At 68.3% G+C, this 15,816-nt stretch carries 15 protein-coding genes; 4 read left to right on the top strand and 11 right to left on the bottom strand.

Going from position 1 to position 15,816, the window contains the following annotated elements:
- Positions 1–143: 143 nt before the first annotated feature.
- Both ACR2MZ_RS04095 and ACR2MZ_RS04090 read right to left on the bottom strand, forming a co-directional pair.
- A complete protein-coding gene (locus tag ACR2MZ_RS04095) occupies positions 144–905 on the bottom strand; it encodes a DinB family protein (protein ID WP_434003796.1) in 762 nt (253 codons plus the stop codon).
- Between the two features lie 9 nt (positions 906–914).
- Positions 915–1,337 carry a TIGR03668 family PPOX class F420-dependent oxidoreductase gene (locus ACR2MZ_RS04090; RefSeq protein WP_434003795.1) on the bottom strand — a complete coding sequence of 141 codons (423 nt, stop codon included), beginning with the start codon at positions 1,335–1,337 and terminating at the stop codon, positions 915–917.
- 59 nt (positions 1,338–1,396) lie between these two features.
- On the opposite strand from ACR2MZ_RS04090, the gene ACR2MZ_RS04085 reads away from it, so the two are divergent.
- Positions 1,397–1,837 (top strand): NfeD family protein, encoded by a 441-nt coding sequence (locus tag ACR2MZ_RS04085; protein WP_434003794.1) that lies wholly within the window; start codon positions 1,397–1,399, stop codon positions 1,835–1,837.
- Positions 1,838–1,841: 4 nt separating this feature from the next.
- Entirely contained in the window at positions 1,842–2,771 is a 930-nt protein-coding gene (locus ACR2MZ_RS04080) for an SPFH domain-containing protein (RefSeq protein ID WP_434003793.1), read from the top strand.
- A 36-nt stretch (positions 2,772–2,807) separates the two neighbouring features.
- Here the strand turns inward: ACR2MZ_RS04080 and ACR2MZ_RS04075 are convergent, their stop codons facing one another.
- Positions 2,808–3,467, bottom strand: coding sequence for a Dph6-related ATP pyrophosphatase (locus ACR2MZ_RS04075; protein ID WP_434003792.1), 660 nt, complete (start codon positions 3,465–3,467; stop codon positions 2,808–2,810).
- 41 nt (positions 3,468–3,508) lie between these two features.
- On the opposite strand from ACR2MZ_RS04075, the gene ACR2MZ_RS04070 reads away from it, so the two are divergent.
- The gene (locus ACR2MZ_RS04070; RefSeq protein WP_434003791.1) at positions 3,509–4,333 is read left to right on the top strand and encodes a cobalamin-binding protein; all 825 of its coding nucleotides are present in this window, start codon (positions 3,509–3,511) and stop codon (positions 4,331–4,333) included.
- Positions 4,334–4,434: 101 nt separating this feature from the next.
- On the opposite strand, the gene coaA is transcribed toward ACR2MZ_RS04070, so the two are convergent.
- The 3 genes from coaA to ACR2MZ_RS04055 form a co-directional block, all read right to left on the bottom strand.
- Entirely contained in the window at positions 4,435–5,379 is a 945-nt protein-coding gene (gene coaA / locus ACR2MZ_RS04065) for a type I pantothenate kinase (protein ID WP_434003790.1), read from the bottom strand.
- Between the two features lie 134 nt (positions 5,380–5,513).
- Positions 5,514–5,657 (bottom strand): hypothetical protein, encoded by a 144-nt coding sequence (locus ACR2MZ_RS04060; protein ID WP_434003789.1) that lies wholly within the window; start codon positions 5,655–5,657, stop codon positions 5,514–5,516.
- Positions 5,658–5,867: 210 nt separating this feature from the next.
- A complete protein-coding gene (locus tag ACR2MZ_RS04055) occupies positions 5,868–6,323 on the bottom strand; it encodes a cupin domain-containing protein (RefSeq protein WP_434003788.1) in 456 nt (151 codons plus the stop codon).
- Between the two features lie 120 nt (positions 6,324–6,443).
- Between ACR2MZ_RS04055 and ACR2MZ_RS04050 the strand changes: the two genes are divergently transcribed.
- Positions 6,444–6,926: a MarR family winged helix-turn-helix transcriptional regulator gene (locus ACR2MZ_RS04050; protein WP_434003787.1), complete on the top strand. Its 483-nt coding sequence runs from the start codon at positions 6,444–6,446 to the stop codon at positions 6,924–6,926.
- Between the two features lie 214 nt (positions 6,927–7,140).
- On the opposite strand, the gene dxs is transcribed toward ACR2MZ_RS04050, so the two are convergent.
- The 5 genes from dxs to ACR2MZ_RS04025 all read right to left on the bottom strand — a co-directional run bounded on the left by dxs (position 7,141) and on the right by ACR2MZ_RS04025 (position 15,815).
- Positions 7,141–9,039, bottom strand: coding sequence for a 1-deoxy-D-xylulose-5-phosphate synthase (gene dxs / locus ACR2MZ_RS04045; protein WP_434003786.1), 1,899 nt, complete (start codon positions 9,037–9,039; stop codon positions 7,141–7,143).
- A gap of 8 nt (positions 9,040–9,047) precedes the next feature.
- A complete protein-coding gene (locus ACR2MZ_RS04040; protein ID WP_434003785.1) occupies positions 9,048–10,526 on the bottom strand; it encodes a leucyl aminopeptidase family protein in 1,479 nt (492 codons plus the stop codon).
- A 41-nt stretch (positions 10,527–10,567) separates the two neighbouring features.
- On the bottom strand, positions 10,568–11,926 hold the full coding sequence (locus ACR2MZ_RS04035; protein WP_434003784.1) for a L,D-transpeptidase: 1,359 nt from the start codon (positions 11,924–11,926) through the stop codon (positions 10,568–10,570).
- A 168-nt stretch (positions 11,927–12,094) separates the two neighbouring features.
- Entirely contained in the window at positions 12,095–14,203 is a 2,109-nt protein-coding gene (locus ACR2MZ_RS04030) for an LUD domain-containing protein (RefSeq protein ID WP_434003783.1), read from the bottom strand.
- Complete coding sequence (locus ACR2MZ_RS04025) at positions 14,196–15,815, bottom strand: thioredoxin domain-containing protein (RefSeq protein WP_434003782.1); 1,620 nt, start codon at positions 15,813–15,815, stop codon at positions 14,196–14,198. The genes ACR2MZ_RS04030 and ACR2MZ_RS04025 overlap by 8 nt, the downstream gene beginning before the upstream one ends.
- Between the last annotated feature and the right edge of the window lies 1 nt (position 15,816).

The raw sequence follows: 15,816 nt of genomic DNA, 5'->3' as shown, positions 1-15,816 counted from the left end.
CCACCCCTCCTCCCGTATGGGGGGCACCACCGCTCCCCAGGCGAAGATGAGCCCGAACGGCAGCGGAAGCAGCAGACCTGCCACCACTGTGCGCGCTGCCGGTCGCCTGGGCGCCGCTCTGGCGGCCCCCGCCTGGGGGTGGTTCAGCTCGCGCCCGTCAGTTCCGCCGCACGCCGCAGGTGCAGCGCATCCAGCGCAGCCAGGACTTCAGGTTGGCTCCAGAGCTCGTGCCCGGCCCGGGCGGCAGAGATTCGCCTGACCAGCCGCTGGGCTTCTGAAGGCTGCCAGCCGACCGCCGCCAGCGTCTTCTCCAGCTGAATTGTGTGCTCGGCCAGATGTCCCGCGAATCTCGCCAGGCGGAAGCGGACATCCACGTCGAAACCTACCCACACGGTGGGCCTGTGCAGGAGCGTCTCAGCGCCAGTGATCGCCGCCGCCGTCTCCCGCCGTTCTGCAGCCAGGCGCTCGATCCAGGCCAGGACGCCGCCCTGCTGCTCCGCTTCACTCACTTGCGACTCAAGCTTCTGATAAAGCGGCTGGTCGTCCCCCCTCTCCAACGCGTAGGCAGTCTGAGCCCGATAGCGCCGCTCCACGAGCAGGAGATGGGCAAGAGCCTGGCGCAGCGTCCATTCCTGCCCGCCCGGCTGGGCGTCCAGCAGCTGGTCAGGCACGCCTGCCAGAAGACCGCGCAGCTCGCCGAAGGCCCGCTGGCCTTCCGTGATCAGCCGCTGCGCCTGGCCGCGCAGCTGCACCTCAGCGGCCAGCTCGGCCTCATGCGACAGCAGCAGCGCGTCCCGACCACGCAGTTCTTCACCCTCTTGCTCACGCCAGGTCCAGGGAGCCTCGCACCGCTCAGCGCTGACCTGAGCCAACTGCAGGAGCGCGGTGACGAACTGGTGGCTCATGGCCAGAGCTTAGTGCGCGTCGAGAGATGGAGGCCAAGCTGCCCACACGTCGATGGTGATCCTGACGAAGGGTCCAGCCGGTGCCTGCGCTGCGTACTGCGGGTACTTGGCTTGGAGCAATTGCAGCGCGCTAGCCTGCTCCGGCCCCGCTTCGAGGACCGTGGCGCGGCCCTGGATGCGAACCCACCAGAGGCGGTCCCAGTCGGCCTCATAGTGGTCGACGAGCAGGCTGACGCGGGGGTCCCTGAGCAGGTTGGCGAGGCGGCGGAGCTGCCGAGTCCGCTTCGGCTTCTGATCGACTGCCCAATAGATTCGAGCTTGAGCGAGCACGAAGCAGAGCGGCACGACATGGGCTGAGCCGTCGGGATTGAGGGTGGCCAGCCGGCCCACCGGCGCAGCCAGGACCTCCGCCTCGCGCTGCCTTTCGCGCATGAGGAAGCAGGCTACGACCGGAAAGGCGACAGGGCGCGTTCTCTAGACAGGATGCATGGATGGCGCTGATCTGGATAGCCGTCGCTCTGGTGCTGGCGGTGTCGGAGGTGGCGACGGTGGCGCTGTTTGCCGGCTTCCTCGCGCTGGGTGCTTTCGCAGCGGCCGTTGCCGCCTATCTCGGCGCCGGAGTCCCGCTCCAGGTGGGGGTCTTCGGCGCGGTCTCGATGCTCGGCATCATCGCCGTGCGGCCCGGGCTGCTGCGCTATTTGAAGCGCCGCAGCGAGCCTTCCCAGCAGTCCGGCGCCTGGGGCATGGTGGGGCAGACTGCGCTGGTGATTGACGCCATCAAAGGCCCTGATGAGCGCGGTCACGTGGAGATAGCCGGGGAGAGCTGGCCGGCTCTGGCTGTCGACGGCTCCGCAGTTGCCGAGGGTCGAAGAGTGTTGATAGTGGACATTCACCGGACCACACTGGTGGTGGATCCGAAGGTTAGAGGTTGAACCAATGAACCTAGTTCTTGCCGTCATAGTCGGACTGGCGCTGCTCTTCGTGGTGGTGGCGATCATCCGCACGATCCGGGTGATCCAGCAGGGCTACGTGGGGGTCGTGAAACGCCTCGGCCAGCTGCATTCCGTGCGCAATCCCGGCGTCGCCTTTCTCGTCCCCTTCGTTGACGTCATGGAGTTGGTGGACGTGCGGGAGGTGCCCCGCACGGGCGACCGTCAGGACGTGATCAGCAAGGACAACGTGTCGCTCCAGGTCAACGCCACGATCTTCAGCCAGGTGGTCGATCCCCGGCTGGCGCTGTTCGGCGTCAGCAACTACTTCGTGGCGGTTGATCAGCTCGCCCGAGCGTCGCTGCGCGCGGTCTTGGGTGAGATGAGCCTGGACGACGCCTTGAGCCAGCGGGAGGCGATCAACGCCCGCCTCCAGGAGCGGATGGAGCGCGAGACCGACAAGTGGGGCGTCAGGATCAATCGGGTCGAGATCATCGACATCGTGCCGCCTGCGCCAGTGCTGCAGGCGATGGCACTGCAGAAGCAGGCAGATCAGGAAAAGCGGGCGGCCATCCTGCAGTCGGAGGGCCAGCAAACGTCGGCCATCAATGTCGCCGAAGGCCAGAAGCAGTCGCAGATCAAGCAGGCGGAAGGCCAGAAGACGGCGGCCATCCTTTACGCCGAAGGTCAGCGCCAGGCGCAGATCCTGGAGGCTGAGGGCCGGGCGCAGGCGGTCAGCACCGTCTACTCCGCCATCAAGGCCGGCGCCCCCACGCCCGAGCTGCTGGCGGTGCTGCAGCTGGACACGCTCTCCCGCTTTGCCAACAGCCCCAACGCGAAGATTGTGGTACCGGTGGAGACCGCCGGACTGCTGGGGGCGGCCCAGGCACTGCGCAGCGTGCTCGACGGCGTCCCAGCAGCCGGCGCCGGCAGGTGAGACCCGGCAGCAGGCGGTAGCCGAGCTGGCGGCTAGCTAGGGCGTCGCCGGCAGGACGTCGAGCTGCTCGAAGCCCGACGCGGACCGGGTGGCTCCGGGACGCCAGCGGACCTCGTGCGAGAACACAGGGCCTTGGAACGCGAATGAGTGGTACTCGCCGTTTTCGCCACAGGGATCGATCCCGGTGGCGCCAATCTCCTCGAGGAAGCGCTCATCGATGATGCGGCCCAGCCAGGCAGCATCCAGCCGGCTCAGGTCCACGCAGGTGATGACTGCGCGGCCGCCGCTCTCGACGAATTCTCGGACCAGCTCCATCGGCGACCGGCCCCAGATGGGCTCTACGTGCTTCAACCCGGCGGCCGTCACGCGCTCCTCGTACCAGGCGCGAACGTCGGCCAGGTGGATGTCACCCAGCACGACGCCGGCGAAGCCCTCCTGCCGACACTGATCGAGCTGTTGGAGCAGCCGTCCCTCCATCTCTGACCAGCTGCTGCCGATCCCGCGCAGCTCGATCCCCATAGCGTCCGCTTGGGCCTGCAGCATCGCGATTCGCGTCGCATGGAACCGGACCCGGCCGGTCGCGGCGTCGTGGAAGTTGAGCAGACGATCGACCGCGATGCCTGAGCTGGTCGCTCGATCCAGGGCCAGGGCGCTGTCCTTACCGCCCGACCACATCAGGACATAGCGGTCCGCCACACGGTAAGAATGACCGGCGCCTTTGTGGTCTGCTTGATGCGATGAGGATCGTATCCCTGCTGCCGAGCGCAACCGAGGCGCTTTTCGCCCTGGGCCTCGGCGACCAGCTGGTGGCGGTGACTCACGAGTGCGACCACCCACCGGCGGCGGCGGCGCTGCCGGTGGTGACTCGGCCCAGCCTCCACCTGGAGGCGGAGGACAGCGGCGGCATCGAGATGGCTGTGTCACTGGCCGCAACGGAGGGGCGCTCCCTCTACGAGATCGACACCGAAGCCATTCGGGCGTTGCAACCCGACCTGGTGGTGGCGCAGGATGTCTGCCGCGTCTGCGCGGTGTCGGCCGCTGAGGTCGCGCCAGACCTGGAGGACATCTGGTTGCTCCGCCAGCACCCGCATTCGCTGGAGGACGTCCTGGGCGACATCGAGCGCTTGGCAGTCGCCTGTGGCAGCGACCCAAAGCCGCTGCTGGGCCGCCTCCGCGCCCGCCTGGAGGCCGCCTCGGAGACTGCGCGGCGACTGCCAAGGGTTCGTGGGGTCTTCCTGGAATGGCTCGATCCGCCCTACCTGGCCGGCCACTGGACCCCTGACCTGCTGGCGCTGGCCGGCATCGAAGACCCTCTGGCTCGCCCCGGCGTGCCCTCAATCGCTGGCTCTTGGACCGAGGTGGCCGCCAGCCGGCCCGAGGTCCTGATCCTGGCGCCCTGCGGGTTCAATCGCGATCGAGCGGCCACGGAGGCCGCCAGGCTCCGCCCTCAGATCGACTCAGTGGGTGCCGCCCGCGTGGTAGTCCTCGACGGCTCCGCGTACTTCAACCGGCCTGGGCCTCGACTCGTCGATTCGCTGGAGGTGCTGGTCGCCAATCGCTGAGGAAGTGGCCGGACAGCACAGTCGCCTGGGCCACCAGCCGGCTTCACGCTCCGAACGAGGTCCACAGTCGATTCCGGCCGGACGACTCGGGCGACGAGACGTCAAAGCCGGCGGAGCCGGACTTCGCTGACTGAATGGTCGGGCTGTTGGCGCAGCACGAGCCGGGCGCGGTCGCGCGTCGGCACTATGTTCTCGCGCAAGTTAGGGCCGTTGATGTCCGCCCAGACCTGCCGCGCAAAGTTGACAGCCTCTTCCTCCGAGAGGGCGGCGAACTGGCGGAAGAAGGAGCTGGGATCCCTGAACGCGGTCTCGCGCAGCTTCAAGAAGCGCTCGGTGAACCAGGCGAGGATGTCCTCCTCTTCGGCGTCGACGTAGATGGAGAAGTCGAAGAAGTCCGAAACGAAGGGGGCGCTACTGCGCTCCGCCCCCGGCGTCTGCAGCACATTGAGGCCTTCCAGCAGCACTATGTCAGGCTGATTCAAAACCGTCTCCTCGCCGGGCAGGATGTCGTAGATGAGGTGCGAGTAGACAGGCGCCCGCACCTCCGCCGCTCCCGACTTCAGATCCGAGAGAAAGCCGAGCAGGCGGCGCAGATCGTAGCTCTCGGGAAAGCCCTTGCGGTTCATCAGGCCGCGCGCTTCGAGCACCCGGTTGGGGAAGAGGAAGCCATCGGTGGTGACCAAGTCCACCTTGGGGTGGTTCGGCCAGCGCGCCAGCAGCGCCCGCAGGATGCGGGCGAAGGTGCTCTTGCCGACGGCGACGCTGCCGCCGATGCCTATCACATAGGGCACCGGTGTGGCGGGCTGGCCGAGGAAGAGATCAGCCACTACGTGGAGGCTCTGCGCGGCGCCCACGTAGAGGTTGAGCAGCCTGGATAGAGGCAGGTAGACGTCGCGCACCTCGTCCAGCGAGACATAGTCGTTCACTCCCCGGAGCTGGACCAGGTCTTGGTCGGTGAGGGTCAGAGGGGTTGCCGCGCGCAGCCGCGCCCACTCCTCCCGCGTGAAGCACACATAGGGTGAAGAGTCGGAGGGCGGCTCACGCATGGGCACCCGCAAGCTAATCAGATTTCAGGCACCCGACGCCAAAAGCCGGTGCAGCGGGCCCAGTCGGCCCGCTCTACCTTCGGAGGTGCGCCGCTTAGGTTGAACAGCGCACAAGATCCCGCGACAGCAGCGGCTCATCGGGGGCGCATCTTCCGAGCACCATAAACCAGCTCGGTGGGGGTGCGGCCGGCGTCGCGGCGGCCGGTGTGGGCGCGCTCGAAGTTGTAGTAGCGCAGGTACTGCTCCAAGTCTCGTTTGAGGGCGGTGTAGCGCGCCACCAACGGAGCGGGCGAAGGTCGGTCGCCAGCACTCTTCCAGGATTGAACTCAGAGCCGGACGGCCTCGACCTGGAGGGCGTGGTTCGCGAGGTGCTGCGCCGGCTGAGCCCAAGGTCTTGATCCACGCCGTGCTCGACACCGGAGCCCGCTCGACCGGCCCTTCGGGGCGCCTGATCGCCAGGCGCTGGACCGCGGCTTTCGAGAGAGGTCTCAAGCGGACAGCGGCGGGCCGAGGAAGGTGATCCCATATTTGGCCGCCATAGCCCCCAAGACGTCTTCGTCAGGAGGGCCGGCCAGGGAGGCGAAGTACTGCTCCTGCTCCTCGAAGAACCTCTCCACATCCGGTGGCAGGAACACCCCGAATGCCCACGCGGGCGTGGTGGACAGGTTGGAGAACGAGTGAGGACGCTCTCTCGGCATCCAGACGAAAGCCCCTGGGCCCGCCTCGAACCGCCGCCCGTCAACGTCGAACGTCAATGTGCCCTCGATGACATAGATCGCCTCATCCTCGTTCTTGTGAACATGACGCGGCGGCCCGGGGACCTTGGGGCCCATCTTCGCGTCACCGAAGAGGGCCTGACCACCGGTTCTGTCACCACCGGCCAGGACTTTGAAGGGCCCCGTTCGTGGGCCAGGCTCGACGACGAAGGGCTCGCTGAGGGTCATCTCTTCACTCCTTGGTTGTCGCACGAGGGTGGGGAGGACACCATTCCCCCTTCCCTTACCTTCAGGTATCCTGAAGTTCATGCATCCTTACCTTATGGGAATATAGGAGCATTGTCAAGCATGTGCGAGCCGCGCGAGCTTCAGCCTCCGGAGCACAACACAACCGCACTCCTGGGCCAGGCTTACAGCCGCCTCGGCCACCGGATCGTCGAAGGAGTGGTGGCGGCCGGCTACCCGCAGCGGCCGGCCCACTCGGGTGTCTTCGCCCACATAGACATGGCTGGTACGCGATTGACCGACCTCGCCGCCCGCGCCAACATGACGCCTCAGGCGATGGGCGAGCTCGTCGACGATCTGGAGCAGCGGGGCTACCTCAGCCGGCACCCGGACCCCGCCGACCGCCGAGCCAAGCTGATCGTCCTCAGTGAGACCGGTCGGGGCTGCATGCAGGCTGCCTTCGACACGATCGGCCGCCTCGAAGGCGACCTCGAAGCGCTCCTCGGCGCTCGCGCGCTGAACCAGCTTCGGCGCTCGTTGCAACGCATCCTCGCGGAGCCCTGGGAACGCCCGGCGAGAGGCCGCGCCCTGGGCGGCGAGCCGTGAGCCGGAGCTCATTCATGGCCGCGGCTGCATAGTGCGACCTCCGACGACGCGTGGGCCGGGGCCTTTGTCGGTGCTAACCGCGGTCAGCTTCCAGCCCGCCTCGGCGAGCTCGCGGGCGACTCGACGAACCAGCCGTCAAGCACCCAAAGGATGGGCCGCCGCTCTTACGTCTGGGAGGACCCCAGTTGTCTACAGATCCTGTGAGCCGTTCAGCTTAGGTGGCGGCCGGCGGGGCAGCCTCGGCCGCGGTAGAGGACTGGAGGGCTGACTTCACCCGCTGGGCCAGGCCGTCGGGGTCGAGGCCGTGCTGAGAGAGGATCGCCGCCTGCTTGCCATGGGCCAGGAACCCATCTGGGAGCGCAGCCACGCGCACCTTGCCAGCCAGCCCGTGGGGGGCCAGCGCCTCCAGCACACCGGCGCCGAAGCCTCCCGTGCCCAGGTTGTCCTCGACGGTGACCAGCAGTGGATAGCGTTGGGCCCATTCACTGATGAGTCGGGGATCCATCGGCTTCAGCCAGCGTGAGTTCACCACTCCGCAGGAGATGCCCTCGACTGCCAGCTGGTCAGCAGCCACAGTCGCGACCTCCACCATTCGGCCCGTCGCCAGCAGGCAGGCGTCACTCCCCCGCCGCAGCTCCTCCCAGCGGCCGACCGGAATCGGCTCGACCGGCAGGTCGGGAGTCGCTGGCACCGTCCCGCGCGGATAGCGGATGGCGATCGGCCCATCCGCCGCCAGCGCGGTGGCGAGCAGCGCGCACAGCTCAGTGGCGTCGGACGCCGCCGCCACCTTGAGGTTGGGGATGAGGCGCAGGTAGGAGAGATCAAAGATGCCGTGGTGCGAGGAGCCGTCAGGCCCGGTGACGCCTGCGCGGTCCAGGATGAAGACGACAGGCAGCTTGTGCATCGCCACGTCGGTGATCATCTGATCGAACGCCCGCTGCAGGAAAGTCGAGTAGATGCACACCACAGGCCGCATGCCGGCCAGGGCCAGGCCGGCGGCAAAGGTAACCGCGTGCTGCTCGCAGATGCCGACGTCGAAGAAGCGCTCGGGGAACTCCAGCGCAAACGGGAGCAGGCCGGTGGACGAGCCCATGGCGGCCGTGATGGCCACCACTTTGGGATCGCGCGCCGCTGCCGCCAGGAGGGCCTCGCCGAAGACGTCGGTGTAGGTGAGCTCGGTGCTGCGTGGGCGGCCGGTGAGCGGGTCGCTCTGGGCGCTGACTGCGTGGAGGCGGTCGATCTCGTCCTCGGCCGCGGGTCCGTAGCCCCTGCCCTTCTCGGTCACGGCGTGAAGAACCGTCGGCGCGCGCAGCCGCTTGGCCCGGCGAAGAAGGTCTTCCAGCGCCCGAATGTCGTGGCCGTCGACAGGCCCGGCGTACTTGAGCCCCAGGCTGTCGAACACAGTGTTGGGTTGGAGCAGCTGCTTCATCGACTCCTTCAGCCGGAAGGCCGCCTGATCGGCTCGCGAGCCCACGGCTGGCAGCTGCTTCAGGGCGTGGCTGACCTCTCCCTTGAGGCGCTCATAGCGGGGGTCGATCTGCAGCTGAGCCAGATGCCGGGCCAGACCGCCCACAGTGGGCGCGTAGGAACGGCCGTTGTCGTTCAGCACCAGCACCAGGTTGGGCGGCTGCAGATGCGCTATCTGGTTCAGCGCCTCCCAGGCCATGCCGCCGGTCAGGGCCCCGTCGCCGATGACCGCCACTACGTGGCCGGGCGTTCCGGACTGCAAGCGGGCCTGGGCCAAGCCCAGGGCGTAGGAGAGCGAGGTGGAGGCGTGGCTGTTCTCGATGACGTCGTGCGGTGACTCAGCCCGGCTGGGGTATCCGGAGAGGCCGCCGGGCTGGCGCAGGGTGTCGAACGCCGCCGCCCGCCCGGTGAGGAGCTTGTGCACGTAAGCCTGGTGGCCGGTGTCCCAGACGATCGCGTCAGCCGGGCTGTGGAAGACTCGATGCAGGGCGATTGTCAGCTCGACCACGCCGAGGTTCGGCGAAAGGTGGCCGCCTGTGCGGGCGACCTTCTCGATCAGAAAGCTCCTGATCTCCGCCGCCAGCGACTCGAGTTCGGGCGGCTTCAGTCGGCGCAGGTCGGCCGGTGAGGTGAGCGACTCCAGCACTGCCTAACCTAACTGTCGCCGGCGGCCAGGAGTTCCGCCAGCTTCACGACCAGCCGGGCGCCGCTGCCCAGCGGGCCTCGAGGGATGCTCGTCAGCTCGTCGTTGTCGTTCCAGCTGCTGGCGGCTATGTCGAGATGGACCCAGGGCCGATTCTCCACGAACTGCTCCAGGAACATGCCTGCGCAGATGGCGCCGGCCTCGCCATAGCCGGAGTTTCGCAGGTCGGCTATCCGGCTTCGCAGCAGCCCCCTGTACTCCGGGTAGAGCGGCAGCCGCCAGGCGCGGTCGCCGGCCAGCTCGGCGGCCCGCTCGGTCAGGCTCCAGAGCTGGTCGTCGTTGCTCATGGCGACAGTGCCAGCGTGCCCGAGCGCGACGCCTGCAGCACCTGTCAGTGTGGCCAGGTCAACCAAATGGGTGGCGCCGCGGCGGAGGGCGAGCGTCAGGGCGTCAGCCAGGACCAGGCGGCCCTCGGCGTCGGTGTTGGTGATCTCGACCGACTTGCCGCCGGCGCCGACCACCACGTCACCGGGCCGCTGGGCCGCCGGGCCTGTCATGTTCTCGGTCGCCGCGACCACCGCCATAACGTCCAGCGGCAGGCGGCGCGCGGCAATGACGTCCAACGCGGAGAGCACCACTGCGGCTCCCGCCATATCGGCCTTCATGTCCTCCATGCCCGTCGCCGTCTTGAGCGAAAGGCCGCCCGAGTCGAAAGTGATTCCCTTGCCAACCAGCGCCAGGCGCGGACCGCTGCCGCCCGCTCCGCGATGTTCCAACCGCAGTAAACGGGGCGGCTGGGCCGAACCGGCGGCCACACCGAGCAGGAGCCGGTAACCACCGGCGCGGAGCTCGTCGGGGCCAAGCACCTCCAGGTCCAGTCCATGCCTGCCGGCGACCTCGCGCCCAATGCCGGCCAGCGCTTCCGGCGTCAGCTCGTTGGGCGGCAGGTTCTGCCATTCGCGGACTCGGTTGGTCGCCTCGCCCATCTGCAAGGCTGCGGCCACATCGTCTTCTCGACCGGCTCCGAAGCCGGTCACCTGGAGCTCGTCCAGGCTGGTTGCGCGGCTGCCTGTCTGCCGGCTGCGGCGCTCCCAGGCGCCCATGACGCAGCCTTCAACCACCGCACCCAGTTGGCCGGCGCTGAGCGGTGGCGCGCAGACCACGCCGAGCCGGCGGTAACCATAATTGCGGGCCGCCCGCACCATCTCATGGTGGGCGTACCGCAGTCGCTGGCCGTCCAAGTCGGACCCCGAGCCGACGCCGTAGAGCAGCAGCCGGCGGGCGCTGATCCGTCCGCCGGTGGGCAAGGGCAGCACCTCGTTCGGGCGCCCTCGATGCTCGCCCGCGCCGAGAACCTCCGAGATCAGCCCCCCGAGGAGCCGGTCCAGCTCCAGCGCGGCGCCGCCGAGCGGCTGGCCGCCCGCAAGGGGCATTGCCACCGCGTCCACTCCGAGCTGCTGGGCGGGGACGTCTAGGGCCAGCGCTCTCATCGGCCAACCAGGCTACAGGCTGGCCCGGCCAGCCTGTCCGACTAAGGCTGGCTGATCACCGTGTCGCCGATCTGAACCCAGTCGTACAGCTTGTTGATGGCGTAGCTGGGGACGTGCACGCAGCCGTGGCTGGAGTAGCCAGCGTTCTGTGAGCCGGGGCCGTACGCCGAGTCAGGCTCCCAGGGTGCGTCGTGCAGGAAGGTCCCGTCGGAGACGAACTCCATGACGTGGGGCACCATCGTCGTCGGGTACCAGTAGGGGCTGCCCTTGGGCCAGGGGGAGATCATCTTGTAGTTGGTGGTCTTGTAGAAAACATGGAAAGTGCCCTGGTCGGTTGGCAGCGCCGGTCGACCGCTGGTGATGGGAATCGACATGAACAGGCAGCCGTTGTCGTAGGCGTCAAGATGCTGCGTCGCCAGGTGGATGATGATCACGTGGCCGGCGCTCAGGTCGGCCAGGCAGCCGCCCGTGGCGGCCGGCGGCGGCGGGGTGTCGGCGGCCTTGATCTTCTTCTGTAGCGAGGCGCTCTGAGCGTCGATGCTCGCCCCTACCGCCGCTGCCTGCTGCCCGGCCTGATCGGGCGGCAGGTCCTTCAACGCGTCGTAGGCGGCGACTGCCTTCTGGGCGTCGTCGACAGCGATGTTCTTGGCCTTGGCTTTGACGATCAGCGCTGCCAGCGCATCACGCTTGGTGTGCAGGTCGGCCAAAGTCTGTCGGCCTCCCAGGCTGGCAGTTTCGGCGTCGAGCTCCTGGCCGACCGCGGCTGGACGCTGGCCGATCTGGTCGGCCGGCAGCGCGGCCAGGGCGTCGTAATCGGCCACCGCTTTTTGGGCAGCGTCAACCTGCAGGCCGCGGCCCTTCGCCTTCTCAATGGCGGCGGCGAGGGCGTCGCGCTTGGGCTGCAGGTCGCTCACGCTCTTGCGGGCGGCCGTGGCGAAGTTGGCCTTGTCGCGCAGCTCGGAGGCGAGCTGGACCAGAGCCGCCGGGCTGGCCGCTCCGTCGATGCGCTGCTGGTAGGAAGCCTTGGTGGCGGCCTGGAGGTTGGGGTCCGCCTGGGCCAGGGCCTGCAGCGACGCCGCGGCTAGCGGCCGGTCCTGCGCGATCGTGCGGTCCCAAATTGCGCGTGCGTCCCGGGCCACCGCGTCTATCTGGGCACTGGGGCTGCCGTAGGGGAGCCAGCCGGCGGGGACAGGCCCGAAGCGGGCCTGCTCGATCCCGTGCAGCTTGTCACGAAGAGGGCTGAGAGCCTCCGCCGGCACGCCGCCCTGCTGCTCCTGGTCCAGCTGGTGCTGGGTGGCGGCGACCTTGACCTGAAAGCCAGTCTCCGCGGCGTGGGCGGTTACGCCGCCGGCGGCGAACACGACTGCCACCACGCCCACCAGGAGCGCGAATCGCCTCAAATGATAGGTCCCCCGTGGAGGCCATTCGAGCAGCCAGGCCCGGACCGCCCGCAGGCGGATGGAAGCGCTGGTCCGAGGACCCCCGCGCACATGGTACGGATTACCTATGCCGGCTGGCAAGTCGCGGGTGCTGTAAATCGTCCCAGTTGCCTTGCGCCGGCTGGGTGGCTATGGGCTCTGGCTTTCCAACCTCTCCGCGACAAGCTCGAGCACGTGGGCGACGCGCAACTCCAGGCCGCGCTTCTTGGCAGCGGCGGCGATGTGCATGAGGCAGCCAGGGTTGTCCGAGGCGAGCACAGTGCAGCCGGTCTTGGCCACTGCGTCCAGCTTCCACTCGGCCAGGCGGTCGGCGACCTGGGGCCAGTCCATCATGAAGGTGCCGCCGAAGCCACAGCAGTTGGCGATGTCGGGAAGACCGATGACCTCGTATCCGGCCAGCTCCAGCACCCGGCGCGGCTCCTCAACCAAGCCGAGCTGGCGCTTGCTCTGACAGGAATCGTGGTAGGCGACCTGCAGCCTTTCTTCAGGCGAGCTGGCGACCAGCTCCGGTCGCTCCTCCAGCAGCTGCAGCACGAAGCGCGTGGAGTCGCGCATCCGCTCGGCCACCTGCTCCGCCTGGGGCGATCTTTCGCCCCACTCACCCGCGTCCATGGTGAAGGCGCCATAGCAGGAGGCGGAGGGGGTGATGATCGGTCCCTCGGACTCTGCCAGAGCCCGTGTCAGCTGCCGGTCGAGCCGGCTGCCCTTGACGAAGTCACCCGCATTGGCGCAGATGAGTCCGCAGCACCACTGCTTCTTCGGGAACTCGACCCGGTAGCCGGCCGCTCGCAGGATGCGGTTCAGCGCCAGCCCCGCTTCCGGCAGAACGCGGTCGACCAGGCAGGAGGCGAAGATGGTGGCCGGCGCCGCTGCTTCGGGGCCGCCCGGAAGAAGGCGGCGACGCAGCGGCGGGCTGGCCAGCTGGACAGGGCCGGCCGGCACCAGATGGCTGAGCGGCGCCGCCAGCCCGATCGACGCCTGACCCAGGGCACCGGCCGCCCAGGTGGTGAGGAGCGCGCGCTTGGTCATCGTTTTCCGATGCGTGTGGCGGCGATGCTCCAGGATCTGGCGCGGCAGGGGGATGTCGACAGGGCAGATCTCCTGGCAGGCGTTGCACTGGGTGCAGAGCGACTGCGGCAGCTCGTCAGCTTCCAGGCCGTGATGAAAGGGGGTGAGCACCAGTCCGATCGGCCCGTTGTAGATGTGGCCGAACTGGTGGCCGCCGACTGCCATGAAGCTGGGGCAGGCGTTGGAGCAGGCGCCGCAGCGGACACACGTCAGCGCCGTCGCGAACAGAGGGTCCGCCAGCATCTCGCTGCGGCCGTTGTCGATGACAACGCAATGCATCTCGTGGGGACCATGGGCGCCGGTCTGGAGGATGCCGCCGATGTCGGCGGAGCGGGAGGGACCTGTCACCCAGTTGACGTAGCTCGTCATCTTCTGACCGGTCCCCGAACGGGGCAGCATGCGGAGCATGGCGACCGCGTCGTCCAAGCTGGCGGTCAGCTTGTCAAGGCCGAAAACCGCTATGTGAACGCGAGGCAGCGTGATGGTGAGATCGGCGTTGCCCTCGTTGGTGACGATCATCACGGTGCCGGTCTCCGCGATGGCCGCGTTGGCACCGGAGATGCCGACTGCCGCGTCGATGAACTTCTGCCGCAGCAGCGTCCGGGCCTCCCTCAGGATGGCCGCCTTGTCAGGCTCGGTGCCCAGCTCGTCCGCCCAGTCCTGCACAGTCAGGTGCAGCGCGGGAGCGATGAGGTGGGAGGGGTGCTGGTGGAGCCGCTGGACTATGAACTCACCCAGGTCTGTCTCCACCACCTCCATGCCCAGCGCTTCCAGGTGTTGGTTGAGCTGGATCTCTTCTGTCGCCATCGACTTGGACTTGGTGACGATCCCGGCTCCGGCCGCCTGGCAGATGCGGGCGATGGTCGCGCGCGCCTCCGCCGCGTCGCGGGCTCGATGGTAGACGCCGCCGACCGCCTCCAGGTTCTCCCGAAACTCGCGCGCCAGCTCCTCCAACCGGGGCAGGTTGGCGCGGCGGCGCGCCTTGAGATCGGCCCGCCCAGCCTCGAAGTCCTGGGAGAGGAAGCCGACGTCCCGCCGGTCGCGCATCCGGGGCAGGGAGCCGGTCAGCGCCTCCTGCAGACGCGGGTTCTCCAGCGCTTGCTCCACCCGCTGCCGGAAATGCCGCCGGCTCTCGCGCTTGTAGGTCGACCGGCCGACGTCGCTAGCCAACTGGGGAGCCGATCTGGGCGAGGCGTTCGTTCAGTTCCGCCACCGTCGAGGCAGGTGGCAGGCAGCGGCTACCGACGCAAACCACCGCGCCTTCCGCCTCACCTGATGCGAGCATCGCGTAGGGGTAGGCGTTGAGAGCTGCCCGAGCCAACTCCGGGCGGGAAGTGCTGACCTTGACAACCTCCCGGCCAAGACGGTCAAGGGCCCGCGCGAACACTGCGGACATCAGGCCGTACTGGCGGGAGAGCGCGGCAACCGACTCCAGCGCCTGGCGCGCAAGGTCGCCTTCGCCCATCTCCGCCAACGCCAGGGCAGCAATCGCGTTCTCGCCCAGTGGCTTCTGGCGCTGCGCCAGGCGGGCTGTGCTGTCGACAGCCGCGTGGTCAAAGTAGCCGCCCAGCTCGGCGTCGGCGTAACGCGCCCGCAGGACCTGAAGCAGCTGGCTCGCGCGCTCCGCCTGACTGGCCCGCACGCAGGCGAGCAGGCCCCAGACTTGGTCGCCCAGCTGGCCGCCCACCCCGTCGGTGTGCAGGAGGCCGCCGGCAGGGTCGCTGAAACGCTGGAAAACGGTGTCGAGCACCTGCAGCGCGCGCTCCCGCAACCGCGGTCGGTCGAGGCGCGCGTCAGCATCCAGGTAGGCGACCGCGAGCGCGCAGTTCCAGGCGACGTAGACCCGGTGGTCGACGTAGGGAGGCCGCAGCTCCTGGCGGCCCGCCGCATCCCGGGCGTAGTAGTCCTCGTCGGCGTCCTGGCTGCCGGCGTAGAGACCGGTCTGCTCGTCGCGCAGCACAGCCTCCAGGTAGCGGACGGCGTCGTCCAGGATCTCGGCCTGGCCGGTCAGCGCCAGCGCGGAGAGGAGGCCCGTGTGGTCCTCCAGCATCTTCTCGAAGTGGGGCACCGACCAATCTCGCGTCGTCGAGTAGCGAAAGAAGCCGCCCTCCACGTGGTCGTAGGTGCCGCCACCGGCCATCTGCGCCAGGGTGTGGCGGGCCATCGCCAGCAGCCCCGGCTCGGCCCGCAGCAGCGACTGCTCCGCGAGCAGCGCGAGGGCGTCGGTCTGGGGGAACTTGGGCGCGTCGCCGAAGCCGCCGTACTCCGGATCGTAGGCCTGTTCCACGTTGCCCAGGATCCGGTCGACCAGCCCAGGCTGCAGCTTGCCGGCGCTGGTCGCCGCCGCCTGCTGCGCTTTTTCGCGACCCCTGATCACCTGCGCATCGATCTCGGCCCGGTTGTCCCGGTAATAGCCGGAGAGCTTGCTCAGAGCTGAAGTCATCTGCTCCGGCGGTAGATAGGTCGCGCCGGTCAGGATGTCACCCTCCGGCGTGAGGAAGGCGGTGGTCGGCCAGCCGCCCATGTTGTAGCGCTGGTTCACATCGGGCCTGACGTCGTTGTCGACGCGGATTGGGACGTACTCACGATTGATGAGGCCGATGACGCGGTCATCGGAATAGCTGGTCTCGTCCATCACGTGGCACCAGTGGCACCAGACGGCTGAGATGGAGAGCAGCACAGGTTTGTCCGCTCGCTGGGCCTCCCGAAACGCCTCCTCACTCCACGGTCGCCACTCGATCTCTGCGGCGCGGTTGGGTCGCGGCGAGAAGTGAAACTCCATG

The organism is Candidatus Dormiibacter sp., assembly GCF_050999135.1.
GTDB classification, from domain to species: domain Bacteria; phylum Chloroflexota; class Dormibacteria; order Dormibacterales; family Dormibacteraceae; genus Dormiibacter; species Dormiibacter spiritus.
This window is presented reverse-complemented; position numbering and strand designations above follow the sequence as displayed.